We start from the raw sequence: 25,785 nt of genomic DNA, 5'->3' as shown, positions 1-25,785 counted from the left end.
CAAGAATCCGTTGTCGGGTCAGGGTCGGCGGACAGCCCGACGAAGGCTCCAACCCAGGAGCACCACCACCAACACCGGCATGATCCACCAGGCGTTCACCGGGCCCCGGCTGGCGAGATAGGTCACCGCGAGCCCGGCGGCCACACCGAGCGCGACCCGCCAGTCGTCGCCGACGACGAAGTCGTACCAGAACGCCACAAACGCCCTCAACCGGGAGACGACTGCCGCGATCAACTGGTCACCGAACCCGAAAGCTCACGTTCCGAGCTGCTCAAGACCCGTGTGAGGACCAAACCGAAGGCTGCAACGCAGGGCACAAGGGCGAGCAGCGCGGCGTCCGAACCCGGCCAACGGGCGCCGGCCCCTTCCGCCCCCCAGAATGTGCCGAACGCGGTGAGCATGACCCCGACCACGAACTTCATGGTGTTCTCGGGCACCCGCGAAAGCGGTGCCCGAACGGCCACGCCGGCGCCGGCGACCACGACGACGGCCGCCGATGCGGCAAGGGCGGCGAGCGGGATGTCGTGCTGGTTGCTGCCGAATGTGAGCGCGATGAACACGACCTCGAGCCCTTCCAGGAGGACGCCCTTGAACGAGAGGGTGAACGCGTACCAGTCGGGTACCGCGAACCTGCGGTCGGTGGCTGCGGCGCGGGCAGCGGCCAGCTCCCTCTCGAAGATCAGGCTCTCGTCGTGCATGGCTTTATGGCCGCTCGCGCGCAGAATCGCCTTGCGGAGCCATTGCAGACCGAAGACGAGCAGGAGACCACCGACCACCAGGCGCAGGCCTCGTAGCGGTACGTGCGAAAGCGCCGGTCCGAGCACGGCGATCAGACCGCCGAGGACCGCCAACGCGCTCGCCGTTCCGGCGGTCGCCGAACGCCAGTCCCGGGCCGTGCCCGCAGCCAGGACGATGGTCGTCGCCTCCACCGCTTCGACCGCGCACGCGAGGAAGACCGCGACGAAGAGCCCGCCGCCGTTCACGCCCAGCCGCCTCCCGTGTTCGTCACACTCCGATCCTAACTGCGGTTGGCTCGTGGTCCCGTAGCTCGATCGTTCGTCGCGCCGGACGGGCGCCGCTTAGACGACCAGGTTCACCAGCCGTGGGGGCCGTGCGATCACCTTGCGCGGGTTCTTGCCGGCCAGGCGGTCGACGACACGGGAGGAGGCGAGCGCCGTCGCGACCGCGTCCTGTTCGCTGATGGAGGCGTCGACATCGATGCGGTCGGCGAGCTTGCCGTTGATCTGCACGATCATCGTCACGGTGTCGACCGCCACGAGCGCGAGGTCGGCAACGGGCCACGGTTGGCCGTGGACCGATCCGCCTGGGCCCCGCCGGCGTTCCCACAGCTCGGCGGTTATGTGGGGGGCCATCGGCGCCAGCAGCAGGAGCAACGAATCGACAGCGAAGTCCAGCGTCGATCGGGCTACACCTTCGCTGCTCTGCACCGCCCTGTAGACGGCGTTGAGGAACTCCATCGCCGCGGCGACCGCTGTGTTGTAGGACCAGCGCTCGTAGTCGGAGCTGACCCTGTCGATCAACCGGTGCGTCTCTTTTTCCAGACTGACGTCGGCTTCCGCCGGCTCGCGGTCGACGATGTTCGCGGAGTCGAGCGAGCCGAGTGCGATGCGCCACAACCGGCCCAGGAACCGGTGGCAACCCTCGATCATCTGGTCGGTCTGCTCACCCCAGTCGAAGTCGTCCCCGGGCGGGCCGACGAACAGGTGGAAGAGACGCAGCGAGTCGGCACCCACGCTCTCGAAGTAGCGCTCGGGCGCGACGAGGTTGCCCTTGGACTTCGACATCTTCGAGCCGTCCATCGTGATCATGCCCTGCGTGAACAGGCGGTCGAACGGCTCGCGAAGGCCTTTCGGCGCGAGACCGACGTCCGCGAGCGCCCGTGTGTAGAAGCGGGCGTAGAGCAGGTGGAGGATCGCGTGCTCGATGCCGCCGATGTACTGGTCGACCGGCATCCAGCGCTCCGCCGCCGCGGAGTCGATGGGCTGCGTCTCGTCCCATGGGTTGCAGAAGCGCAGGAAGTACCACGACGAGTCGACGAACGTGTCCATGGTGTCGGTCTCGCGCTCTGCCGGACCCCCGCACTTCGGGCAGGTCGTGCGCAGGAAGCCTTCGTGGTAGCGAAGCGGTGACTCGCCGGTGGGCCGGAACTCGACGTCGTCGGGGAGCAGCACCGGCAGTTCGTCTTCGGGCACCTTGACGATCCCGTCGTTGGGGCAGTGGATCACCGGTATCGGGCAGCCCCAGTAGCGCTGGCGCGACAGCAGCCAATCGCGCAGGCGGTAGTTGACCATCCTCTCGCCGGCGCCCTGCGACTCCAGCCATTCGATTGCTTTGGACTTCGCCTCGGACGTATCGACGATCCCGTTGAGCCATTCGCTGTTGATGCGCGGTCCCTCGCCCGTGTAGGCCTCGCCGTCCCAGCCCGCCGGCGGTTGCACGGTGCGGATGATGTCGATCCCGTACGCCGTTGCGAAATCCCAGTCGCGCTGGTCCTCCGCCGGCACCGCCATGATGGCGCCGGTGCCGTAGGTCATCAGGACGTAGTCCGCGAGGTAGATGGGCACACGGCGCTGGTTGAACGGGTTGATGGCGTGCGCGCCGGTGAAGACGCCGCGCTTCTCGAGTGATCCCTCGCTCGACTGGCGCTCGATGTCTGACTCGTTGCGGACGCGCTCGACGAACGCGTCGACCTCGGCTCTCCCCTCGGGAGCGACGATCCGGGCGACCAGTGGGTGCTCCGGCGCCAGGACCACGAAGGTCATGCCAAACGAGGTGTCCGGTCGCGTCGTGAAGACCCTTATCGGGTCCAGGTCGTCGCGGCCGTCCACCGGCAGGTCGAACTCGGCTCCTTCGGAGCGCCCGATCCAGTTGCGCTGCATGGTCTTGACCCGCTCGGGCCAGTCGAGACCATCGAGAGCGTCGAGCAGGTCGTCGGCGTAACGGGTGATGCGGAAGAACCATTGCTCCAGATCCCGCTTCTCCACCGGGTCGCCACTGCGTTCGCAGGTGCCGTCGGGGAGGACCTGCTCGTTGGCCAGGACGGTCTGGCAGCCGGGGCACCAGTTGACCGGGGCGTTCTTGCGGTATGCGAGGCCGGAGTCGAGGAACCTCTGGAATATGACCTGGTTCCACCGCATGTACAGCGGGTCGTGCGAGCGGATCTCGCGCCGCCAGTCGTAGGAGGCGCCGAGACGCTTGAGGCTCGACTTGAGCTCCTCGATGCGGGCGTCGGTGAACGTGCGCGGGTGGACGCCGGTCTTGAGCGCCGCGTTCTCGGCGGGCAGGCCGAAGCTGTCGAATCCGAGGGGGCTCAGGACCGCCTTGCCCTGCATGGTGCGCTGCCGGACCAGGAGATCGCCGAATGTGTAGTTGCGCACGTGCCCCTGGTGGGCGGGCCCGCTCGGGTAGGGGTACATGCAGAGGACGTACTGGGACGGGCGGGGGTCGTCGTTGTCGACCTGGTACGCGCCCTGCTCCTCCCAGCGGCGCTGCCATTTGGCCTCGATGGCCTGGGGGTCGTACTGCTCTGCCATAGGCCCCAGGCTACTTGTGAGCGCTTGTCGGCTCCCGTGGGTTACGTGGCCCGCCGCCGGCGGCAACTTTCACGGCGTTCGGGAGCAGGTACTCGGCCGCGAACCGGATCCCCTTGGCCTGGTTGTTTGCTGGCGGGCCTAGCCGGAGGGAGCAGCCGCTGTGGGCGAGACCCTCCAGTGGGACCAGGTACGCAGATTCGAGATCGGGGGAGTAAACGCCGAATGCATCCACCTCACCGTGATAGCTGCGGGGAATGTTCTTGGTGTTACTGCAGGTGCGGAAGAAGAGGGTGCTGCCGAGGAGACGTGCGGTCTTACATTGCACCCTCATGGTTTCGTCAGGACGCAGGGCTACCAGGTCAACGCGCGAATGGGCGCAGAAGACCGGGAGGTATACCTGCCAGCCCGCCCGAAGGAGCGCGTGCGTCACTTCGAGTTCTGCTCTCGCCCCCACCTCAGACGGCATTTCGTGCATGCGCGTACCCTACGGACGGGCTGAGACAATGACCCGTGATGCTAGAGTGACAGTCCCCACGGGGCTGTAGCTCAGTTGGTAGAGCGGCGCCATGGCATGGCGTAGGCCACGGGTTCGATTCCCGTCAGCTCCACCGGAAACCGCAGGTCGCGGTGTCGCGGTAGCCACGTTGAGAGCGGTTGACGAGGCCAGCTCGGAGAGGCAGAGGGCACGTCGGCCGGGCGGATCGGCTCACTCGACGTAGCGCAGTGTGCCGGGCAGGTTCATCCGGCGGAGCCTGCGGGCCACCAGGGTAGGCGCGGTCGACGTCGCAGCCACTCCTATCAGGGCGGTCACGACGAAGGAGGAGGTGGTGACCGACCGCAGGACAGCGAGTTGGGGCACGGCCGCGGGGAAGACGAGGTCGAGGATCCATTGCAGGACGGCGAGACCCAGGCCCAGCCCGACCGCTGTGCCGGCCAGTCCGAGGAGCAAGCTCTCGATGACCCCGACGAACACCACACGGGGTACGCCGATACCGAAGGCCATCATGGTGGCGTGCTCACGGGCCCGTTCGTCGCTTCCGACCTTGCTGCTGTTGTACGCGACCAGGAAGGCCAATACGCCGATGACGATCTGCAGGATCACGAACAGTTCGGTGACGATAGAAAGGGTGTCGCGCATGGTCCCCAACAGGGAACTCGCGGCGAGGGCGGACGCGACCCCGGGAAGCGACGAGGTGAACCGCTGCAACTCGTCCATTGAGACACCGGGCCGCGGCACGAGGGTGGCGACGTTGACTATGTCCTGCAGCCCCATCATCTTCTCGTCCTTCAAGTCCATGTATGCGATGAAGCGATACGGACTGGAGATGACGGCGCGCACCGGCACCGCGGTGTCGACGAAGCGGTAGCCGGTGCCCTGACGCAGCGGATGGCGCAGCTCGACGGTGCGGCCGGTGCCGACACCAAGATCCGAGGCCGCCTTGGCCGAGATGACGATCCCACCCGGCGCGAGTCGTCGGGCGGCTACATCACTCGGGACGGCCAGAGGGTCCGACAGGTCCACCATGCTGATCGACACCTCGACGGTGGTGTTGCCTCGCAAGAGGTATCCCCCGGTGTTGAACCCGAGTGCGCTCTGTCGGACTAGGGGAGAGCCGGTGATGGACGTAACCGTGACCGAGTGCGCCGGCTGGTAGCCAGCCAGGTCGACGAGCAGTCGGTCGCCGCGCACCCCCGAAAGCGTCCTGGTTCCGGCATCGAGGGTGGCGCGGGTCGAGTCGGTTGCACCGAGGGCGGCCAGGAGCGGCGCGAGGATCACGCCTACGGCGAGCACCGTCATGACCGATCGAGTGGGAGCGACGGTGATACGACGCAACGGCGCCTGGGCCAGAGTCGTGCCCGGTAGCCGCAGCCGGCGAAGCAGCGCAGCAAGTCGGTGCCGTCCGCCCCGAAGATGCGGAGGCAGCAGTGCATAGGTTGGTGTGACCCGGACCGCCCGCCAGACCGGGTAGAAGCTGCCCGCCAGTGGGATGGCGAGCCCGAGTGCCGCGGCCACGACGAACAGGTGGCCTTGCCAAGGCGTCTGCCAGAACGGCAGGGGGAAGCGCGTCTTGATGATCGCCAGCACCCACGCGCCTATCAACCAACCGGCGACGACACCGAGGACCGTGCCCGCGATCGCCACCTCCGCAGCCAGTGCCAGGGGGCGGATCGTGATCTGGCGCGTCGGGACCCCCAGGGACATCGCGATACCGATGTCCCGCCTCTGAGACTCCACCACCCGGCGAGTCAGGTTGAAGGCGGCGAAGCCCGCCCCGCCCAGCACCAGGAGGGCGAACACGTCGAAGATCCTCTGCTCGCTGGTGATCTCGTCGTACAAGGCCCGGGTCGCCGGAGCGTCCCGACGGACCGTCACGGTGGTGGCGACGTCCTGCAACGTTGCGTTGAGGGCGCTGGTGAGGGATCTGGCCACCTGGCGGGGATCGCTGCCGTGCCGGGTCAGCGCCACCACGTCGTTGATCTCTCCCGGCGCGCCGCCCAAGCGCTGCACGAGGGTGATCGGAGCGAAGATGACCGCCCTCGTCGCCGCGCCCTGGATAGTCGCGCCGAGGATCGAGGTGAGGTTCAAGTACTCGGGCTCGAGGACGGTCCCCACGTAGGCGACCGTCAAGCCCCCGATGGTGAGGCTTCCCGAGGGGGGGAGGTGATGCTGGGCTGCGAAGTGCTCGTCGAGCAGCACGGACGACCCGCTCGCGTCCTGTGACCCGAGCGAGCGCCCGGCTGTCACCTTCCACCGGTCGACCTCGACACCACGCGCCAGGTCCACCCCTACGATGACGCCCGCGGCGGGGATCTGACCCTGCCCGCCCGCTCGGACGGGCAGATCGACGACGAACCGTCCTTCAGCGGCCGTGAGCTGATTGCCTCCGGCCGACTGAACCGCCCCGAGGAGCTTGGCGGACGGCAGCCCCAGACCAGCCGCGGTGGTGACCTCCAGGTCGTGGGCTGCAAGCCGGGCGAACGTGAGGTCGAGCGACTGGCGTCTCCATGCCGAGGTGCTGGCCAGGCCAGCGTAGATGCCCGCTCCCAGGGCGACGATGACGGCGATGGCAGCTACCTGCGTGACCCGCTTGCGCAGGTCTCGCCACGACCAGCGGACCCACAGCCCGGTGCTCACGCTACCAATGCAGCTCACCGGGCTTCGCGGGTCCACCCACCGGAGCTGTTACCGATATGACCCGCCCGTTGCTCAGCTCGACTACCACGTCGGCCATCCGAGCTATCTCCCGGTTGTGGGTGACGATAACGACGGACTGGCCGGTCGTCGCCCGGTCACGCAGCAGTTGGAGGATCTCGATGCCGGTGCGGAAGTCGAGCTCGCCGGTCGGCTCGTCGGCCAGGAGCACCGGGTTGCCCGTCGCCAGGGAGCGGGCTATGGCGACACGCTGTTGCTCGCCGCCCGACAACTCGTGCGGAAAGTGATGGAGGCGGTCACCGAGCTTCACGTCGCGCAGGATTTGGGCCGCGAGCTCGCCGGCCGGCCGCCTGCCCGAGGCCTCCGCGCCGAAGCGCACGTTCTCCAGTGCCGTCAACTCGGGAAACAGGTTGAAGGCTTGGAAGACGAACGTAACGGTCTTGCGCCGGTAGGCGAAGAGCTGCTGCCGGCTGAGATCCGTTATGCGCTGCCCCGCGACCTCGATCGCGCCCTCTGTCGGCGTGTCGAGGGCGCCGATCATGTTGAGCAAGGTCGTCTTGCCGCTCCCCGACGGCCCGAGCACCACGACGAGCTGGGCCGCTGCGATCGAGAGGGTCGCTGCGTCGAGCGCCACGACGGTCCCCGCCGGGGTCACGAACCTCTTGGTGACTCCCTCCAACCGGATGATCGCGCCGCCGCCTGGGGTGACATCTGTCTCCTCTGGCCCAGTCCCCGCCGCCTTCGGTCGAAGGAACGCGCGCACGCTGGGATCCTAAGCAGCGGCCGCTGGACGTACTAGGGCCGTTCGACCCTCAGCGCGCCGGTCGATCAGAGGGTGTCCGCCGGGGTGATCCCCAGTTCGGTGAGCCGTCTCGACCACTCGATCTTCGCCTGATCGAGACCAAGTGGAACCTGCCGGCGTGGATCGCGCAGGATTCGACCGGGCAGTAGTCAAAGAGGGTCGTGCTGCTCTGGGCCCAACGCGGCCACCGCCTCGTTGACCGAGGCGAAGAAGTGGTCGCGGCCGAACCGATCGGCAAGGCCGAAGCGGACGAGACTGTTGCGCATGTGCTCACCCGCGCGCGCCACCGCGAACGCCGCTTTGCGTTGTGCGATCTCATCGAGGACCTGGTCAAGAGAGCGAGCGCCGGTGAAGTCGATGTCACTCATCCCGATAGCGTCGAGCACGACCAGTTGCACGGTGCCCACCGCACGGCGAAAGGCGGCGTTCAGCTGATACCGGAAGTGCCCCTCGTTGGCGTACCAGAGCGGGGTTGCGAACAGGACGACGAGAACGCCAGGAACTTGCTGCGGCTCTTCTGAACTGGATAGCGGTGCCCAGCTGGTCGTCCGTGGGATCCGTCCGAGTACGTGCAACTGCGGCCGGGCGGACAGCCGGGTGCGGTCGAGGATGGCCAGCCCGACCGCAAGTCCGATGCCCTGCTCGATGCCGACGAGTGCGACGGTGAGGAGCGTCACCACGGCGAGACCGAACTCGATGAGGTTGAACGAGGCGATTGACCTCAGGTCGCGGATGTGCACGAGGCGGCCAGCGATGAACAGCAGAACTGCCGCGAGCGTCGCAAGCGGTAGGTCTTTCAGCAGACCGGCGACGGGGATCAGCAGCGCGAGCGCGATGGCAGCGGACAGCCCCGAGAGCTGGGTGCGGCCCCCTGCAGAGGCGGCGGCGGCCGTGCGTGGCGGGCTCGCGTCGACCGGGAAGGAGCCGGCGAGTCCGGAGAGGACGCTTCCAGCACCGACTCCGATGAAGTCGCGTCCTACGTCCACCTCGTAGCCGCCCTGGGCAGCGAACGCGCGGGTGGTGGCCGCAGTCTGGCTGATGACCACGATGGCAACGACGCCGGCGATCGGAAGCACGCTGCCCAGAGCCGACCATGAGAGCTGGGCCAGGCCGAAATGCGGTGCCCCGTGCGAGATGGTTCCGAGTATGGCGACCCCGTGCCGGTGCAGGTTGGCGAGCGCCACGACGAAGGCGGAGGCGACCAGCCCAACGAGGGCACCCGGCAACCGCCGGTCGATCCGGTCGACCACGATCACGATGGCCAGCACGGCAGCGCCGATGCCGAGCGTCCATCCGTTCGTTGCACCGAGGTGGTGGACGATCTCGTAGATGCGGTGCAGGTTGCCGCCCTTCGCCGCCGGGATGCCGAGGAAGTCCGGCAGCTGGTGGATGACGATGATGACCGCGACCCCCGCGAGGAACCCCGTGATGATCGGTTCGGAGAGGAACTCGGCGATCCAGCCGAGGCGCAAGAGCCCGACGAGGGCGACGATTGCACCGACGCTGACAGCGAGCAAGCCGACAAGTGCTATGTAGCGGGGTGAACCCGTCGCGGCGAGGTGACCGATCCCGACCGCGAACAGCGGCGCGATCGTGGAGTCGGCGCCCACCGACATCTGCGGGTTGGATCCGAGCGCAGCGAAAAGGAGCGCGCCGGCGATGAAAGCGTAGTAACCGGTGATCGGCGGCATCCCCGCGAGCCTCGACGTGGCGAGCTGCTCGGGGACGGCTATGACCAGGAGCGTCAGTCCCGCCAGCAAATCCAGCCCGGCCCACCGGCGCTGGTAACCACGCGCCGACGAGAACACCTGGCCCGCTGACTGGCGCAGTGCCGGGCCGAACTGTGCGAACCAGCGGTTCATCCGCGGTCACGGTATATCGCGATCGAACCCCCGCCTTCAGCAGGCGGGGGTTCGGATTCACGTCTGGGTTGTAAAGGCCTGGTTCAGCCGAACGAACTCCCGCAGAAGGTCTGGATGTCCTGCGAGGTGTCGGAGGCCGTGCCTTCCGTGCCGTTCAAGGATTCCTGCGTCTGCTGGCTGGAGCTCTCCATGGCCTCGCCGGCGGCGGCGAGTGCCTGGAAGGCGACGCCGTTCGCCTGCTTTTCAGCTTGGCCTTGGGCGCTGCCGCTGCCCGCTGCTTCGCAGAGCCCGTTGTTGTTGTGGCCATTGGGGCCAGGGTTTCCTGAGCCCGAGCTGCTCGCCATCGCCGGGACGAATCCTCCAAGGGACAAGGAGAGGATCCCCGCGGCGATCAGTGCCTTCCGGATCATCGAACCTCCAGGGTCGTATCGCCGGGCCGGTGCGCCCGGCGGCACAGAACGGTACCGGTTTGAGATGTTCTGTACCAAACAGGCATATCACGTATGTCTCAACCTTCCTGCCGGGTCCTCCGATAGCAGTCATATGAGAACAGGGCGGGCAGGCCCGTGGCGGTTGGGACGCGGCGGTGTGGAGTGGCAGCCATGAGCTTCAGGGTTCGGATTCCTCTACCCGGCCGGCGGCGCGCTGCCGAACTGAAAGCGGCGCTCAAAGCGGTCGAGGCGCTCAGCGGCGAGGTCGGCGATCTCAGGTCCGAGATCGACGACCTGCGCATGGAGAACGACCTACTCGCTCACTCGGTGCTCATCGACGTGCACACCGGGCTTGCGAACGCGGCCGCATTCGAACTCGATCACTTGCAGCTCAACGCCCGCCGGCGCCGCTCGGATCAGCCCTACTCAATACTGCTGGGACAAATCGACCACGGGGACAGCGGCGACAGTGCGACGCCGGAAGACAACGACGCGAGGCTCCTTGCGGTGGCCGAGGTGTTCAAGGCGAGCGTCCGGCAGGGAGACCGCGCCTACTGCTGCGACCAGAACAGGCTCGCTGTCTTGCTGGCGGGCTCGGACCTAAAGCAGGCGGTCGCCGCCGGCGAACGGTTCCGGTCTCGCGTCGAGAACGCCGGCATCGTGGACTGCTCGAACCCGCTCGGGGTGGTGACCGTCACGGTCGGCGTCATCGAGGCCGGGTACCGGCACGAAGCAGCCAAGGATGTGTTCGTCGAGGTGGAGGCTCTCGTCTCCGAGGGCGGGGCAGCCGGCTCCAACCAGCTCCTCTGGCCGCACTGACGGGCCTGGTACGGCGGGTTACTCGCCGGCGGCCAGGCGGGCAGAGGCTGCCGCCTCGGAGCCTCCGTCCCATGCCCATCGCTCTGCGTCGCCCCAGAGGCGATCGAACTGGTAGAAGTCACGCGCTTCGTCCAGGAAGATATGGACAACGAAGTCCCCGTAGTCCATCAACACCCACCGCGCATCGTCGAGTCCTTCGACTGAACGCGGCGAGCGAGCACTGGCCGCTTTCACCTTCGCCTCGACTTCCTCTGCGATGGTGCGCACCATCCTCGGGTTGTTGCCGCTGGTGATCACGAACGCGTCGGTGATCGCAAGGACTTTGCCGACCGCGAGAATTACCGTGTCGCCACCACCTTTGGACCACGCGGCCCGAGCGGCGACCGAGCAGTCCTCCTGCACCTGGTCGAGGGTTTCCGGGTCACGTGGTGCTGCTGTCACCGCAGCGTGCCCGCCAACTTCTTCACGCAGGACCTCCTGAGAGAGTGATTGCTGCAGATGACGCCGCCGCAGACCCCGACGTGACGCTGCCATTGCCGAGCCACTGCATGGCCAGCACGCCGACCGTGATCGCCAGCACGGCGAGCAGGAACATCACCACCAGGATTTGCTCCCTCACCAACCGCCTGCGCCGCTGCAAGCGGCGGAGCCTGTCGCCGGGCGGGGTCTCACGGACATCCACCACGTCGGTCTGCCGGAGCGAACCCGGAAGAACCATCAGGGTGTCCGGGAGCTCGCCGCCAGCCGCCAAGCCCCGGCCTGCGCCGGCGACCGCGGCCGTACGGGCAGCGGCACGAGGCGTGCGGACCGTCGTCATCTATCCCCAGCGTACATTCGCCGCTCCCTGATGCAGTGGACTGCGGCCTCGGGGATCAGATAGTCGAGCGGGCGACCGTTCGCGGCACGGGCGCGCAGGTCGGTGCTGGAGATCTCGAGGTTCGGGACGGTCACCTCTGCGACCCGCCACCCCTCCTCCTCCAGGGCCCTCGGGCGGCCCGACCCGGGCCGGTTCACGATCACCAGGGTCGACAGCCGGCGGATCTGGTCACCGCGCTCCCAGGTGGCGAGCTCACCGGCGACATCCCACCCGACTATGAGGAACAGCTCGTCTGCGGGGTTCTCCTCGTGCCATTGCGCAAGGGTGTCCGCCGTAAAAGACTCCCCGCCGCGCTCGATCTCCATGCGGCCTGCTTCGAGCCCGGGAACGTCGCCGACGGCGGCCGCCACCAACGCGAGCCGGTCACTTGCGGTACTCACCGCGCGGGACTCGGCCTTCTGCCAGGGGACGTTGGCGACCATGAGCACCACGCGGTCGAGACCCAGCGCATGCTTGGCGTTGATGGCCGCTACGAGGTGGCCAACGTGGATCGGGTCGAAAGTGCCACCGAATATCCCGATCCGCTCGCCCATGCGGTTGCCGACGTTAGGTGATCTGCTTTGCTCTCGGGCCCGGTTTCAGCCACCCTGGTTCTCTGTGAAGGAGACCTGGTCGCCGACAAGTTGGCGTGACTTTCATGCCGAACAGCAGCCGGAGTGGCCAGACGCGCACGCGCTCGAGCAGACGCTGAAGACGCTTTCCGTGCTGCCCCCCCTGGTCTTCGCTGGGGAGGCCCGCAGCCTCCAGCACGCCCTGTCCGAGGTCGCGGCGGGCGAGGCCTTCCTGTTGCAGGCGGGGGACTGCGCTGAGTCTTTCAACGACTTCACCGCCGACAGCATCCGCGACAAGCTCAAAGTGATCCTCCAGATGGCTGTCGTCCTCACCTACGGCGCCGGCGTGCCGGTGGTGAAACTCGGCCGGATCGCCGGCCAGTTCGCCAAGCCCCGCACCTCCCCGACCGAGGTCGTCGACGGGCGGGAGCTGCCGAGCTTCCGGGGCCACATCGTCAACGACGACGCCCCCACCGAGGACGCCCGCGTCCCCGACCCGACCCGGATGCTGACCGCCTACCACCAGTCCGCGTCGACGCTGAACCTGCTGCGGGCGTTCACGAAGGGCGGTTTCGCGGATCTGTCGCAGGTGCACACGTGGAACCAGCAGTTCGTCGCCCGCAGCACCGGCGGCCAGCAGTACGAGGAGCTGGCCGCCGAGATCGAGCGTGCGTTGCGGTTCATGCGCGCGTGCGGCATCAACCTGGGCGGCGAGACGACCCTGCAGCAGGTGGAGTTCTGGACCAGCCACGAAGCGCTCGTGCTCGGGTACGAGGAGGCGATGACGAGGCGGGACTCGTTGACCGGGGACTGGTACGACACGTCCGCACACCTGCTGTGGGTCGGTGAGCGCACCAGGCAGGCCGACGGGGCGCACATCGAGTTCCTGCGCGGCCTGTCGAACCCGTTGGGGGCGAAGATCGGTCCGGCCGCAACGCCCGAAGAGGTCGTCGCGGTCTGCCGGGCGTTGGACCCCGACCGGGTGCCGGGCCGCCTGACGCTGATCACCCGGATGGGCGCGGGACGGGTCGAAGGCGCACTGCCGGCGCTGCTCGAGGCCGTCCGCGAAGCGGGCCATCCGGTGGTCTGGGCGTGCGACCCGATGCACGGCAACACCTACACGAGCCCGGGAGGGCGCAAAACCCGGCATTTCGACCATGTCCTCGCCGAGATCCGGGAGTTCTTCGGGGTGTGCCGCCAGGAGGGGGTTTGGCCGGGCGGGGTCCACGTCGAGCTCACCGGCGACGACGTGACGGAGTGCCTCGGCGGGACCGAGGAGATCCTCGAGAACCATCTGGAGCTGCGCTACACGACTACCTGCGACCCCCGCCTCAACGGGAGCCAGTCGCTCGACCTGGCCTTTCAGGTAGCGGACCTGTTGCGGCGCTAGCCCACACCAGCAAAACCCTTAAAAGTTGATAAACACAGTCAGCTTTGCTTGACTGGCCCCGTGGAGACCGAGACCAGAGAGATCGATCCCGAGCTCGCGGCGGACATCGCCAAGTTCAGGCGCCTGTTGGCCGACCACCTGGCGGACCGGGTTGACGAGGACTCCTTCCGGGTCTTCCGGCTCAACAACGGCATTTACGGCCAGCGCCAGCAGGGCCACAACCAGATGGTCCGGGTGAAGCTCCCCTACGGGAACGTCTCGCCGGAGCAGCTCGAGCTGCTCGGCTCCGTCGCGGACCGCTACAGCCGTGGGTGGGGCCACATCACCACCCGGCAGAACATCCAGTTCCACTTCGTGCAGCTGGAGACGGTCCCGGACCTGCTCGAGGAGCTGGCGCAGGCCGGCCTGACGACGCGTGAGGCGTGCGGAGACACCGTCCGCAACGTCATGGGCTGCCACCTCGCCGGCGCCTGCCCGTTCGAGGTGCTCGACATCAGCCCTTGGGCGGAGGCGACGTTCCGCTACTTCCTCCACCATCCGTACGCGCAGCGGTTGCCGCGCAAGTTCAAGATCAACTTCTCCGGTTGCGTGACCGACTGCGGTCAGGCGATGTTCAACGACGTGGGCGTCGTTGCGGTCTCCCGGCCGCGCTCAGACGGAACGCTCGAGCCGGGTTTCCGGGTGTTCATCGCCGGCGGTCTCGGCGCCAACCCGCACCCCGCGCAGGCTCTCGAAGAGTTCACCGCCCGCGAGGACCTGCTGCCGACGATCGAGGCGGTGCTGCGGACGTTCGACCACTTCGGCAACCGCTACAACAAGCTGCGCGCCCGCCTGAAGTGGGTCGTCGACGAGCTCGGCATCGAAGAGCTCCGCCGGCGGGTCCTCCGCGAGCGCCAGCTGCTGCTCGCCTCGTCGAGCTGGCCCGGCGGGATCCCCGAGCTCGTTCAGGAGCTCGGCGACGAGCCGGCCGGCGTGTCGACCGCGGTGCAGCCGACCCCCATGGGAGTTCCCGTCATGTTGCGGGTCAGCCCGAAGGCAGATCCTTACACCCGCTGGGAGTCGACCAACGTCGTCGTGGGCGTGGCCAAGGGCACGGTGTCCGCGATCGCTTACGCCCGCCTCGGGGACATCACATCCGACCAGTTCCGGGCGCTCGCGTCGATCGTGCGCGACTTCGGCGTGACCGTGCGCACCACCAACCGGCAGAACCTCGTCTTCCGCGGTCTGTCCTCGGAACAGCTGCAGGACCTGTACCGGCGCCTCGACGAGATCGGAATGGCTCAACCGGGTGCCGAGCTCGCCCGTGACGTCGTCTCCTGCCCCGGCGCCGACACCTGCAACCTCGCCGTGACTCAGAGCCGGGGTCTCGCCGAGGACATCGGGCGCGCCCTGGAAGAAGCGGGACTGGCCGACGTCGGCGGGATCCGCATCAACATCTCCGGTTGCACCAACAGCTGCGGGCAGCACCACGTCGCGGACATCGGCTTCCATGGAGCGGAGCGCCGTGCGAACGGCCGGCAGGCCCCGGGTTACCAGCTGCTGCTCGGCGGCCACCTGAGCAACACCGAGGTCCAGTTCGCCCAGCGCGCCCTGCGACTGCCGGCGAAGGCTGCCGCGGAGGCGACGGTGCGGCTGGTGGGTCGTTTTGCCGAGGAGAGGGACGCGGGCGAGCCGTTCGCCGAGTGGATGCAACGAGTCGGCGGCGCCAAGGTCCTCGCCACCGAGCTCAAGGATCTCGACGAGTGGCCTGATCCCGAGGAGCGGCCCGACTACTACATCGACTTCGGCGAGACCGGCCCCTACGTGGCAGAAGTCGGTGAGGGCGAGTGCGCGGCGGGCTGACGGTCAGACCCCTGGAGGGCGGGTACCGGGCGGACGGCTACCGGGCGGGAAGGCACTAGGCGTGAGCACCCTGGTCGGCACCGGGACCCATCTCCACGCGCCGGCGTTCAGCCATGCAGAGCTCGCGTCTTTGAACCGGGAGTTCGAGACGGCGCCGGCGCAGGCGGTGATCGAGTGGGCCGTCGAGCAGTTCCACCCGTTCATGTGCCTTTCGGCGTCGATGACCGACGCGGTGCTCATCGACCTGGCGGTCAAGGTCGAGCCCTCGATCGAAGTGGTGTTCATCGACACCGGCTATCACTTCCCCGAGACGCTCGAGACCGTCGAGAACGTCCGGCGCCACTACGGGCTCAACCTGCGGGTGCTCACCGTCGCTCCCCAGCCGGTCGAGCTGTGGAAGAAGGACCCGGCCAACTGCTGCTCGAGCTCGAAGGTGGAGCAGCTCGACCGCGCGCTCGCCGGCAAGCTGGCATGGATGAGCGGGCTCCGCAGGGCAGAAGCGCCGACCCGGGCTAGCGCCCCCATCGTCGCCCGCGATCTGAGGGGCTTGGTGAAGGTCAACCCGATCGCCGCGTGGACCGATCTAGATGTGGATGGGTACATCGCCGACCACGGAGTCCCTCACAACCCGCTGCGCGACCGGGGCTACCCGTCCATCGGGTGCATGCCCTGCACCAAGCCGGTCGGGGACGGCGAGCACAAGCGCTCCGGGCGTTGGGCCGGCCAGGACAAGACGGAGTGCGGCCTGCACACCTGACAGGTGGGATCTACCGCTGGCCGGTCCCGCTGCCTACCCCACCGTCATATTTGATAGCTTTTCGCAGCGGGCGGAACCTGGGCAGGCATAGCCGTGCCCCTGTCGAATCCTCAAAGGTTGGTTTTGAAAAGGCGATCAGGCCCTTCGGGCCATCCCGGCCGGCGTGCGGCGGCCCTGCTGGCGGTCACGGGGATTCTCCCCTTCGGAGGAGTCCTCGTGGGAGTGGCCGCGGGCGCGACCGTCGCGGCTCTGGCCGCGCCAACCGCTGGCTGGGCCTCGCCGGGGATCGCAGGCGACGGGACCTCCGGCGGCACCACGGCCACCACCACCCCGCCGCCGACGCTGCCGGGCGTCGGCAGCACGACGACTACCACCCCGCCGACGACCGCCCCTCCCGGGTCGGGCGGCGGGTCGGGGCCCACGACGACTTCGCCCAGCGGTTCGGGCGGCGGCGTGCCGAACGTGCCGACCGGCGGCCCCCCGACCACGGCACCACCCAAGCCCGGCACCCCGCCCCCGCCCCCACCGAGTCCGGACCCGATCCTCACAGCAGTCGACGCCGACATGACGCAGCTGACTGCAATCAGCGAATACCCCCAGGCCGTCAACGACGTCACCGCCAAGCAGCAAGCCGTCACCGCCGCGGTCGCCGGATTGCAGTCGGCGCAATCGGTTCTCACCTCCGCGCAGACAGCCCAGGCCTCGGCCTCCCGGCGCGTGGAAACCGCCAACCAGCGGCTGGAGCACCTCGCGATCGCCGCCTACATCGGTCTCGGATACGCCACTCCCGCCGCTGGACCTCAAGGCGTGGGAGCCAGCGGGATCGGCACCGTCGACACCCCCGGCGGCCTGACAGGCACCGACGCCAGCGACGCCCAGGAAATGCTGCGCCTCGTCGCGCAGCGCATCCGCAGCGAGGTGACCCACACCCACCGCGCGCTCGACCAGGCCAAGCAAGCGACACAGCAGGCGACCAACGGAGTGAACCAGGCGCAGGCGAACGTGGCCACCGCGCAGACCGCCCTGCAGGACAGCCAGGCCGCCCTCGCGGTGCTCACCAAGGCGGCGACCGTTCCAGGCGTCGCCGCGCAGATCGGGCTGCTGGGCCTGCCATCCGTGGACGGAACTGCGCCACCCGGCGGTGCCGCATCGCAAACCGCCGCCGCGAAGCCAGCCGGGCAGCCCCTCCCGGGTGCGGTCGACGCCGCCGCGAGCCAACCGGCGCAGCCCCTGTCGCCCTCGATCCTCGGGCCCTCCCTCCTGACCGGTGACGACCTGGCCGCCTGGTTCGCGAGCACCGGCCACACTGCGAACACCACGGTGCCAATGCCGCAACTCGCGACCGACTACCAGACCGCCGGTGCCGCCACCGGTGTGCGATTCGATGTCGCGTTCGCACAGTCGGTCGTGGAGACCGGGTACTTCTCGTTCCCCGCCGGCGGACAGCTCACGCCGGCGGACAACAACTTCGCCGGCATCGGCGCGTGCGACAGCTGCGCCCACGGCTGGCACTTCCCCGACGCGCAGACGGGCGTGAGCGCGCAGCTGCAGCTGCTCGAAGCGTACGCATCGCCCCAACCGGTGGCGACGCCTCTGATCGGCTCAGTCGGGGTCGGCGGTTGCTGTCGCGACTGGATGGCGCTGGCGGGCAAGTGGGCTACCAGCACCGTGTACGGCATCTCGATCATGACCATCTACCAGCAGATGCTGGCGTGGGCGATCCCCCAGCACCTCCTCGCGGCCGGGCTGACCGCTCCGGCGGCGCCGGCGGTCGCGGTCGGGCCGAGCCTGGCCCAGCTGCCGACCGCCGGCTCAGCCCACTGACGGGATACGGCCCCAGTTCGGCGGGATACGGCCCAAGTTTTTGTGGGACGGTGACGTTTTGTGGGACACAGCCGTCACCTGACGACGTGTCCGTCCCGCAAAACGGATCCGTCCCACAAAAAGGTGTTCTGCGACTCAGTAGGACGCAGGTACCTGGGCGATCCGCGCGAGGACCCAGTCGTACTGGCCTGAGCTGACCGGCGCCTTGCAGTACTTGCACTCGCCGGCGAGGTCCAGGTCGAGCGGTGCCCCGCAGTTGGGGCACTTGGCCGACAGCGTGCCGCCGGTGGGCTTGGTCGTCGCGGACGAGGAGCGCTGGAACGTCCAGTCCTCCGCCCACTGCTCGACGCGCTTGTTGCCGCGCACGATCTTCCCGGAGTTGTCGTCCACGTCGTAGTCGGCGCACGCGGCGGTCACCCGTACCGTGATGGTGTCGTAGTTGGTATCGCTGTGCGCGGCGATGACCGTGAGGTTCCCGACGGCGAGGTCCTCGAGCACGTTGCGCTTATGGGCGTCGATGTAACCCTGGATCTGCACCTTGTGCTGCTGCCACAGCCCGTCGGCCATCACTTGGCGGCTCATGTTGGGCTGACGCTGCGACCACGCCTCCTGGACGATGAAGAAGGTTCGCTGCACCTGCTCGAGGAAGGCCTCTTGCTCGAAGCCGGGGTCGTGGGCGGTAATGGCTGCGAGCCCCTCGGCCGCGCTCTCCGGATGGGTGGCGTGCTCGGCTGTCCCAGGAAAAAGATCCCCGCGAACCGAGTTGATCGCCGGCGCGTCGTCGTGGGACCACTGCGTCCCGCCAGGGGACACCGGCGCGCCGGTCCCGCCCTCAACCGGGTCCGGCACCGACGGATCCCCCCGCCCCCCGATTCGCCGGCTCATGCGCGGCCGGATCACCCCGAAGAAGATGAACAACACGATCGCGATGATGATCAGCACCGAAAAGCCGCCGGCGCCCCCTCCGCCGCCACCGCCGCCGAAGAAGAAGAAGCCTCCCCCTCCGCCGCCGCCGAAACCGCCGGCGCCGCCGCTGGAACCACCGCCGAAACTGTGGCCTCCGCCGGCGCGCTCGACCAAGCCGGAAAGCGTGACGAGAACGCTCATGCCGGCGGTGCCTGCCCGAGCGCGGTGCCGCACGACGAGCAGAAGCGCGCGCTCGGGACGTTCTCGGCGTTGCAGTTGGGGCAGACCACCGACGCTGGCGCCGGTGCCTCTAGGCGGGTCCCGCACGACGAGCAGAACTTGGCCCCGGCGGGGTTGTGCGCCTTGCAGTTCGGGCACTCCACGCCGGCGGCGGGTGCTGCCTGACCGCCGGCGGCGGGTGCTGCCTGACCGCCGGCGGCTGTTACTGCCTGACCGCCGGCGGCGGGTGCCGGCGCCTGCCCACCGGTGAAGCCGGCGCCTCCCCCGACGAATCCCGGTCCCGGCGGTGGCGTGGGGCCGGGTGCAGCAGTCGCGGCCTGACCGGCCGCTCCCACCCCGGCGGCCAGGAACGCGCCTCCCACGGCCGCACCACCCTTGGCCATGCCCTGCCCCGCACCGAGTGCGGCCTCCCCGGCGGCGTACTGGTTGAAGCTGCCGGCGAGTCGCGAGTACGCGGTGTCGCGCGCGAGGTTCTTCAGCTGCGCCTCGTCCTGATCGGACAGGTTGATGTCGAAGTTGCCCATCCGCACGAGCGCGACGCCGTAGGGCTGTAGTTGCGCGTTGCCGGCGGCGATGACCTCGGTCTCGATCTGCGGCGTGTACGCGGAAAGGCCCAGGATCGGCCAGCCGTTCTGCACTATCTGCACCGTCATGTGGGTGCGCAGGACCTTGAGCAGCTGGTCGGAGACCCAGCCGGTGATGGAGTCGTTGTCGGCGACGTCGACCGTCCCGGTGAGGTTGGTGATCAGAGCTGCGGGGTCTTTCACCTGGATCGAATAGTCCCCGAAGACCCGCAACGTCACGATCATCCCCGTCTGCGGGTCCTGCACGTCGTCGATGCGGCCGCCGAAGGTGTTCCCCGGGTACTCGCGTGTTCCGACGAAGTACAGCTCCGCCCTGTAGGCACGGCCGCCCGTAGCCGCGTCGATGAGGACGCCGAGGCCCGGCATCTCGTCCGCGTCGATGTCGTGCCGGCCGGGTCCCATCGTCGCCACGACCTGCCCGGTGTTCACGAACAGCGCCAGCTCGTCCGCGTTGACGATCGCCTTCGTATAGCGACGGATGCTCAGGTCCGGCCACTTATAGACGATCTGGTGCTTGCGGTCGTCGGGGACCGCAATGAACTCACGTCCGAGAAGGGCCATCGAGAACTCCTAGTTGTTTCTGTCGCGCTCAGGGTAGCCACCGCCCCTGACAACCCGGCGGCAGCTCCGGCGAAATCCTCCTGAGGTTGTAGGCCCGGCCGTGCGTGGGATGGAGGCCCCACGACCACGAACGGGGCCCTATTACGGATGGGCGCCAGGGTCGAACCCCTCGGTAAGCTGCGGCGACACCACAGATAGAAGGATGCCGATCGAGTGAGCGACGCCGCGCCCAGCCTGTTCGAGTCCCCCGCTGCCGTCCGCGAAGGGCTGCGCAGGGTCAACTACCTCGCCGACGAGGGCATCGCAGGCGTCGTGTACCTGGCCGAGCGCCTCGGGAAGCCGGTATTGGTCGAGGGGCCCGCGGGTACGGGCAAGACCCAGCTGGCCAAGTCGGTCGCCGAGCTGACCGGCGCCCGCCTCATCCGCCTGCAGTGCTACGAGGGCCTCGACGAGTCCAAGGCCCTCTACGAGTGGAACTACAAGAAGCAGCTGCTGCGTATCCAGGCACAGCGCGTCTCCGAGAACGAAGGCGGCGGCACGTGGTCCGACATCGAGGAGGACATCTTCTCCGAGCCGTTCCTCCTCACCCGGCCGTTGCTCGAGGCGATCCGGGCGGACGACCCGGTCGTGCTACTCATCGACGAGGTCGACCGCGTCGAGGTGGAGACCGAGGCGCTGCTGCTCGAGATCCTCTCCGACTACCAGGTATCGATCCCCGAGCTCGGCACCGTGAGCGCCACGCAGATCCCGCTGGTGTTCCTCACCTCCAACAACACCCGTGAGCTCTCCGAGGCGCTCAAGCGGCGCTGCCTGTTCCTGCACATCGACTACCCGGACATCGACCGCGAGCGCGAGATCGTGCTGACGCGGGTGCCCGGCATCTCCGAGTCCCTCGCGGACGAGGTGGTCCGCATAGTTCGGTCGATCCGCAACCTCGAGCTCAAGAAGGCTCCGTCGGTGTCGGAGACACTCGACTGGGCACGCACGCTGCTCCTGCTCGGCATCCAGTCCGTCGACGCGGAGACCGCGACCGAGACCCTGCACATCCTGTTGAAGTACCAGTCCGACATCGACAAGGCGGCGAAGGATCTCGCCGGGTCGGCCTCGGGCTCCAGCCGGTGATGCCGAGTCGATGAGCCCAATTCAATGAGCCCAATTCAATGAGCACAGAGCTTCCCGCCGGCAGCAGCGCGGGGCTGCTCGAGTCGCTGTCAGGGTTCGTCAAGGAGCTGCGCACCGCCGGCATCCCGGTGAGCCTCACCGAGAATCTCGACGCGATGGAAGCGTTGACTCACATCCCCCTCGACGACCGCGACGCCTTCAAGTACGCCCTCGCAGCGACTCTGGTGAAGAACAACGCGCACTGGAAGGCCTTCGAGACCGTCTTCGAGGTCTACTTCTCACTGCGAGGACGTGAGTACCGCCTGACCGACGACGAGTCCGGCTCCTCCGTCGACGAGCTCGTCAATGACATCCTCGGTTCGCGCGAAGGCGAGTCCGCAGGGGGCACGGAGGGGCTGACACCCGAGCAGCTCGCCGAACTCCTCTTCAAGGCGCTCATGGACGGCAACGACGCCATGCTGCGCGCCATCGCCCGCGCGGCGGTCACCCGCTTCGCGGGCATGGAACCGGGGAGGCCCGTCGGCGGCACCTACTACCTCTACCGGACGCTGCGCCAGCTCGACCTCGACTCGGTGCTCGAGAAGATGATGCAGTCTGCACGCGACAAGGCGCCGGGCGAGCTGACGGAGTTGGAGGAGCGCCTGGCCAAGGAGGAGTACGAGGCCCGCCTCGGCTCACTTCGCCGGGAGATAGAAGCCGAGATCCGCCGGCGTCTGGTCGATGACAGGGGCGCGGAGGCGGTGGCGAAATCTCTGCGCAAGCCGCTGCCCGAGGACATCGACTTCATGCACGCCAGCCGCGACGAGTTGACCGCTCTACGCAAGGCGATCGCGCCCCTGACCCGCAAGCTGGCTGTGCGCCTCGCCCGTAAGCGGCGCCACGGGCGGAAGGGGCCGCTTGACTTCCGCAGCACGGTGAGGCACTCGTTGTCGTACGGAGGTGTGCCGGCGGACCCGAAGTTCCGCTACCCGCGCCCTTCGAAGCCGGAGATCATGGTCATCGCCGACATCTCCGGGTCGGTTGCAGCCTTCGCCCGCTTCACGCTGCAGATGGTGTACGCGATCAGCTCGCAGTTCAGCCGGGTTAGATCGTTTGTGTTCATCGACGGGATCGATGAGGTCACCGACTACTTCAAGGCCACGGAGGACATCGGCGCGGCGATCCACCGCATCAACACCGAAGCGGACGTCATCTGGGTCGACGGGCACTCCGACTACGGGCACGCGTTCGAGGCGTTCTGGGAGCGGTGGGGCCGGGATATCAACCCGAAGACGACCGTGCTGCTGCTCGGCGACGCGCGCAACAACTACCACGCGGCGCAGGCCTGGGTCCTGGCGGAGATGTCGAAGAAGGCGCGCCACGTGTACTGGCTCAACCCCGAGCCGCGCTCCTACTGGGACACCGGCGACTCGATCGTGAGCCAGTACTCCACCCATTGCGACGGGGCGTACGAGTGCCGGAACCTCAAGCAGCTGGAGCGTTTCGTAGAAACGCTGGGCTAGTTCGGCTGACGAACGTCAAGTCCGGATATGTCCGCTCCCGGTCACGAGGTATTTGGTCGTGGTCAGCTCCCTCAGAGCCATCGGCCCTCGTGCGTGAAGCTTTTGCGTGCTGATCCCTATCTCTGCGCCGAAGCCGAACTCGCCCCCGTCGGTGAACCGGGTCGAGGCGTTGACGACGACGGCAGCGGAGTCGACCTCGTGCTGGAACCGCCGCGCCGTCGCGATGTCAGTGGTCACGATCGCCTCGGTGTGGCCGGAGCTGTAGCGCTGTACGTGATCGATTGCGGCGTCTAGATCGTCGACGACCCTCACGCTCATGATCAGGTCGAGAAACTCGCAGCCGTAGTCGTCGTCGGTCACAGGCGACACACGGTCCGGGCCGAGGATCCGGATGGACTCGTCGTCGCCGCGCAGTTCGACCCCGGCGAGACCAGGTTCGACCAGTGGGAGGAATCGCTCGGCGACGGCACGGTGCACGACGAGGGATTCGGCGGCGTTGCAGACGCTGGGGCGCTGCGTCTTCGCGTTGACGACGATCGAGGCGGCCATGTCGAGGTCGGCAGCTGCGTCGACGTAGACGTGGCAGTTGCCGTCGCCGTCGATGACGTAAGGCACCGTCGCGTGCTCGAGGATGGCGGCGATGAGCGACGGACCGCCGCGCGGGATGAGGCAGTCGATGACCCCCCGCAGGCGCATGAACTCGCGCACGGATTCGTGACTGGTGTCCTCGACGAGCACCAGCGCATCTGAGGGAAGCCCCGACTTCTCGTACCCCTCTCGCAAAAGCGCGGCGATCGACCGGTTCGACTCGAGTGCGGCGGAGCTTCCGCGGAGGAAAGCGGCGTTTCCCGACTTGAGGCACAACCCGGCGGCGTCGCTCGTGACGTTCGGCCGGTTCTCGTAGATGATCCCGACCACGCCGAGCGGGACGCGCACCTGTCGTATCTCCAGCCCGTTGGGCCGGACCCAGCCGTCGACGGTCTGGCCGACCGGGTCCGCCAGGGCAGCCACGTCGCGAAGGCCCGCGGCCATCGCGGCGACGCGCCGGCCGTCGAGACGCAGCCGGTCTACGACCGTGGCGTTCGACCCGGCCCTCTCGGCGGCGACCACGTCGGCGACGTTGGCTTCGAGCACCCGGTCCACGCCCGCCTCCAGCAGGTCCGCGGCTGCGTGAAGGGCGGAGTCCTTCGCTGCCGTCGAGGCGAGCGCGAGCACTTTGCTGGCAGCCTTCGCGCGGGCGCCGAGATCCTGCATCGTCGCGATGACCATGAGCAATCGTAGGCCGTAGCCTGCTCGTCATGCTTCCGAGCGTCCCCGAGGAAGGCGGGTCCTCCGGCCGCAACAGAGGGCTCGTGCGTGCCGGCCGGGCGCGGCCCGGATGGCTGCTGGCGCGCGACGCCGCGGGCGCCTCGGCCGGTTCGGCGCTCGCCGGCTTGGCCGTGAGCCTCGGCGCGCACTCCTCCATAGCGGGTGTGATCGCCGGCGGGGCGATCTGGGTCGTGGCGTGTGCCGGAGTTGCGCTCAAGGGTTGGCTGCGGAGTTTCCGCCGCTCCGGTGGTCCGCAGATCGACCCGTGGGCGTTGCCTGAACCGTGGCGCGGCCTGGTGCGCGACGCGGTGAACGCGGGACGGCGCTTCGAGGTGGCAACGGCCAGCCTGCCGGCCGGACCGATCCGCGACAGGGTGGCGGCTATGGAGCCGGCGGTCGCCAAACAGGTCAGGGCCGTGTGGGACTCGGCACGTCGCGGAGCGGTGCTGAGCGGTGGTTACCCACCTGGGACCCGGCGGGAGCCGGCATCGAGCCTCTCCGAACGCATGCAGGCCCTGCAGGACGAACGGGTGTCGCTCGGTAGCGGGACGGCCGGCCGGCGGGCGGAGCTCGACCGCGCGGAGGACGCGCTCGCGTCGCAGTTGCGCGAGGTGAAACGCGCGGACGCCGCCGCGGCCTGGTTGCAGGACGGACTGAGGTCATCGATAGCGCGGTTGGAGGCAGCGGTGACGTCGTTGGCGGAACTCGCTTCTCAACCCGCCGGCGGCGGGGACGTCGACACCCTGGGCACGTCGATCGAATCCGTGACGGACGAACTGTCAGCCCTCCAAGCCGGCCTGTCGGAGGTGTCCGGTAGCCTGCCGGCGACACGGGGCCTGCCGGTGAGGCGGCGTAAGCCCTAGCATGACGGCATGGGCATCATCGATGTGCTGCGCAAACGCTGGAGATACTTCACCGCGAAGGCGGACAGCCGTTTCGAGGCCAACGCCGACCCGAAGATCCAGCTCGAGCAGGCGATAGCCGACGCTCAGGACCAGCACCGGCGCCTGGTCGAGCAGGCAGCGAGCGTCGTGGCGAACCAGAAGCAGCACGAGCTCCAGCTCAACCGGGCGATCGAGGAACTCGAGAAGGTGAGGGCCTCGACCAAGCAGGCGCTGGTCATGGCCGACCAGTCGGGCCGCGGCGGCGACGTGGGCAAGGCGCGGGAGTACAACCAGACTGCTGAAGCGTTCGCCAACCGCCTGGTCGCGACCGAGAACCAGGTCGAGGATCTGAAGACCCTGAGCCTCCAATCGGCGCAGGCGGCGGATCAGGCCAGAGCCGCGGTGCAGCAGAACTCGTTGCTGCTCCAGCAGAAGCTGGCCGAGCGGCAGAAGCTCCTGTCCCAGCTCGACCAGGCGAAGATGCAGGAGCAGCTCAATCGCGCGATGAGCTCCCTCAGCCAGTCGGCCAATACCGAGGGGCCGTCGCTCGATCAGGTGCGCGCCAAGATCGAGGCGCGCTACGCCAAGGCGCTCGGGATGTCCGAGGTCAGCGGCCAGACGGTCGAGTCGCGGATGCTGGAGGTCCAGCAGGCGACGATGGGATCTGAGGCCAGGGCCCGGCTCGACACCCTCCGGGCGGAGCTTGGCTTCGCGAGTCCTTCCGAGCTCGGCCCGAGCGGGAACACCACGACCTCCTCACCGTCCGATACGCCGGTCGAGGCCCGGGAGGGTCCCGAGAGCGTGTAGAAAGGCGG

The 25,785-nt window shown here is 68.2% G+C and carries 23 protein-coding genes and 1 tRNA gene; 10 read left to right on the top strand and 14 right to left on the bottom strand.

Translation table 11 applies throughout. The features are described 5' to 3' along the window. Positions 1 to 18: 18 nt before the first annotated feature. The 4 genes from VNF71_09075 to VNF71_09060 all read right to left on the bottom strand — a co-directional run bounded on the left by VNF71_09075 (position 19) and on the right by VNF71_09060 (position 4,029). Positions 19 to 234, bottom strand: coding sequence for a hypothetical protein (locus VNF71_09075; GenBank protein HVA74702.1), 216 nt, complete (start codon positions 232 to 234; stop codon positions 19 to 21). Further along, positions 231 to 983: a hypothetical protein gene (locus tag VNF71_09070; protein ID HVA74701.1), complete on the bottom strand. Its 753-nt coding sequence runs from the start codon at positions 981 to 983 to the stop codon at positions 231 to 233. The genes VNF71_09075 and VNF71_09070 overlap by 4 nt, the downstream gene beginning before the upstream one ends. A 96-nt stretch (positions 984 to 1,079) precedes the next feature. After that, positions 1,080 to 3,554 carry a leucine--tRNA ligase gene (gene leuS / locus VNF71_09065; protein ID HVA74700.1) on the bottom strand — a complete coding sequence of 825 codons (2,475 nt, stop codon included), beginning with the start codon at positions 3,552 to 3,554 and terminating at the stop codon, positions 1,080 to 1,082. Positions 3,555 to 3,564: 10 nt separating this feature from the next. Further along, positions 3,565 to 4,029, bottom strand: a complete 465-nt coding sequence (locus tag VNF71_09060; protein HVA74699.1) for a group I intron-associated PD-(D/E)XK endonuclease — start codon at positions 4,027 to 4,029, stop codon at positions 3,565 to 3,567. A 60-nt stretch (positions 4,030 to 4,089) separates the two neighbouring features. Here VNF71_09060 and VNF71_09055 point away from each other — a divergent pair. Then, positions 4,090 to 4,162, top strand: a tRNA-Ala gene (locus VNF71_09055). A gap of 98 nt (positions 4,163 to 4,260) precedes the next feature. Here the strand turns inward: VNF71_09055 and VNF71_09050 are convergent. From VNF71_09050 to VNF71_09035, 4 genes are all read right to left on the bottom strand, one after another. Continuing rightward, positions 4,261 to 6,690, bottom strand: coding sequence for an FtsX-like permease family protein (locus VNF71_09050; GenBank protein ID HVA74698.1), 2,430 nt, complete (start codon positions 6,688 to 6,690; stop codon positions 4,261 to 4,263). A gap of 1 nt (position 6,691) precedes the next feature. After that, complete coding sequence (locus VNF71_09045; GenBank protein HVA74697.1) at positions 6,692 to 7,471, bottom strand: ABC transporter ATP-binding protein; 780 nt, start codon at positions 7,469 to 7,471, stop codon at positions 6,692 to 6,694. Positions 7,472 to 7,659: 188 nt separating this feature from the next. Then, positions 7,660 to 9,372 carry a SulP family inorganic anion transporter gene (locus VNF71_09040; GenBank protein ID HVA74696.1) on the bottom strand — a complete coding sequence of 571 codons (1,713 nt, stop codon included), beginning with the start codon at positions 9,370 to 9,372 and terminating at the stop codon, positions 7,660 to 7,662. 83 nt (positions 9,373 to 9,455) lie between these two features. After that, positions 9,456 to 9,782, bottom strand: a complete 327-nt coding sequence (locus VNF71_09035) for a hypothetical protein (protein ID HVA74695.1) — start codon at positions 9,780 to 9,782, stop codon at positions 9,456 to 9,458. A 192-nt stretch (positions 9,783 to 9,974) separates the two neighbouring features. Here VNF71_09035 and VNF71_09030 point away from each other — a divergent pair, with 192 nt between their 5' ends. Then, on the top strand, positions 9,975 to 10,622 hold the full coding sequence (locus VNF71_09030) for a diguanylate cyclase (protein ID HVA74694.1): 648 nt from the start codon (positions 9,975 to 9,977) through the stop codon (positions 10,620 to 10,622). Between the two features lie 18 nt (positions 10,623 to 10,640). Here VNF71_09030 and rsfS read toward each other — a convergent pair whose 3' ends face one another. Genes rsfS through nadD form a run of 3 tightly spaced genes read right to left on the bottom strand, consistent with a single transcriptional unit; the run spans position 10,641 to position 12,032 of the window. Further along, complete coding sequence (rsfS, locus tag VNF71_09025; protein HVA74693.1) at positions 10,641 to 11,063, bottom strand: ribosome silencing factor; 423 nt, start codon at positions 11,061 to 11,063, stop codon at positions 10,641 to 10,643. Between the two features lie 22 nt (positions 11,064 to 11,085). Continuing rightward, positions 11,086 to 11,439, bottom strand: coding sequence for a hypothetical protein (locus tag VNF71_09020; GenBank protein HVA74692.1), 354 nt, complete (start codon positions 11,437 to 11,439; stop codon positions 11,086 to 11,088). Next, positions 11,436 to 12,032 carry a nicotinate-nucleotide adenylyltransferase gene (gene nadD / locus VNF71_09015; GenBank protein ID HVA74691.1) on the bottom strand — a complete coding sequence of 199 codons (597 nt, stop codon included), beginning with the start codon at positions 12,030 to 12,032 and terminating at the stop codon, positions 11,436 to 11,438. The genes VNF71_09020 and nadD overlap by 4 nt, the downstream gene beginning before the upstream one ends. Positions 12,033 to 12,096: 64 nt before the next feature. Here nadD and VNF71_09010 point away from each other — a divergent pair, with 64 nt between their 5' ends. From VNF71_09010 to VNF71_08995, 4 genes are all read left to right on the top strand, one after another. Continuing rightward, positions 12,097 to 13,440 (top strand): 3-deoxy-7-phosphoheptulonate synthase class II, encoded by a 1,344-nt coding sequence (locus VNF71_09010; protein HVA74690.1) that lies wholly within the window; start codon positions 12,097 to 12,099, stop codon positions 13,438 to 13,440. Positions 13,441 to 13,500: 60 nt separating this feature from the next. Beyond that, a complete protein-coding gene (locus VNF71_09005) occupies positions 13,501 to 15,282 on the top strand; it encodes a nitrite/sulfite reductase (protein HVA74689.1) in 1,782 nt (593 codons plus the stop codon). A gap of 61 nt (positions 15,283 to 15,343) precedes the next feature. Then, positions 15,344 to 16,039, top strand: coding sequence for a phosphoadenylyl-sulfate reductase (locus VNF71_09000; GenBank protein HVA74688.1), 696 nt, complete (start codon positions 15,344 to 15,346; stop codon positions 16,037 to 16,039). A 123-nt stretch (positions 16,040 to 16,162) separates the two neighbouring features. Continuing rightward, entirely contained in the window at positions 16,163 to 17,863 is a 1,701-nt protein-coding gene (locus VNF71_08995; GenBank protein HVA74687.1) for a glucosaminidase domain-containing protein, read from the top strand. Positions 17,864 to 17,998: 135 nt separating this feature from the next. Here the strand turns inward: VNF71_08995 and VNF71_08990 are convergent, their stop codons facing one another. After that, positions 17,999 to 18,970, bottom strand: a complete 972-nt coding sequence (locus VNF71_08990) for a Tim44-like domain-containing protein (protein HVA74686.1) — start codon at positions 18,968 to 18,970, stop codon at positions 17,999 to 18,001. Next, positions 18,967 to 20,154 carry an SPFH domain-containing protein gene (locus VNF71_08985; protein ID HVA74685.1) on the bottom strand — a complete coding sequence of 396 codons (1,188 nt, stop codon included), beginning with the start codon at positions 20,152 to 20,154 and terminating at the stop codon, positions 18,967 to 18,969. The genes VNF71_08990 and VNF71_08985 overlap by 4 nt, the downstream gene beginning before the upstream one ends. Before the next feature lie 213 nt (positions 20,155 to 20,367). Here VNF71_08985 and VNF71_08980 point away from each other — a divergent pair, with 213 nt between their 5' ends. Next, positions 20,368 to 21,276: a MoxR family ATPase gene (locus VNF71_08980; protein ID HVA74684.1), complete on the top strand. Its 909-nt coding sequence runs from the start codon at positions 20,368 to 20,370 to the stop codon at positions 21,274 to 21,276. Positions 21,277 to 21,314: 38 nt separating this feature from the next. After that, a complete protein-coding gene (locus VNF71_08975; protein HVA74683.1) occupies positions 21,315 to 22,778 on the top strand; it encodes a VWA domain-containing protein in 1,464 nt (487 codons plus the stop codon). A gap of 15 nt (positions 22,779 to 22,793) precedes the next feature. Here the strand turns inward: VNF71_08975 and VNF71_08970 are convergent, their stop codons facing one another. Then, on the bottom strand, positions 22,794 to 24,047 hold the full coding sequence (locus VNF71_08970; GenBank protein ID HVA74682.1) for a glutamate-5-semialdehyde dehydrogenase: 1,254 nt from the start codon (positions 24,045 to 24,047) through the stop codon (positions 22,794 to 22,796). Between the two features lie 29 nt (positions 24,048 to 24,076). Here VNF71_08970 and VNF71_08965 point away from each other — a divergent pair, with 29 nt between their 5' ends. Then, entirely contained in the window at positions 24,077 to 24,949 is an 873-nt protein-coding gene (locus VNF71_08965) for a hypothetical protein (GenBank protein HVA74681.1), read from the top strand. A 9-nt stretch (positions 24,950 to 24,958) separates the two neighbouring features. Next, a complete protein-coding gene (locus VNF71_08960; protein ID HVA74680.1) occupies positions 24,959 to 25,777 on the top strand; it encodes a PspA/IM30 family protein in 819 nt (272 codons plus the stop codon). Positions 25,778 to 25,785: the final 8 nt, after the last annotated feature.

The sequence above is a fragment of the Acidimicrobiales bacterium genome (assembly GCA_035533095.1).
GTDB lineage: Bacteria > Actinomycetota > Acidimicrobiia > Acidimicrobiales > Palsa-688 > DATLUM01.
Note: the sequence above shows the minus strand (reverse complement) of the source record. Positions and strands in the feature narration are given on the sequence as shown.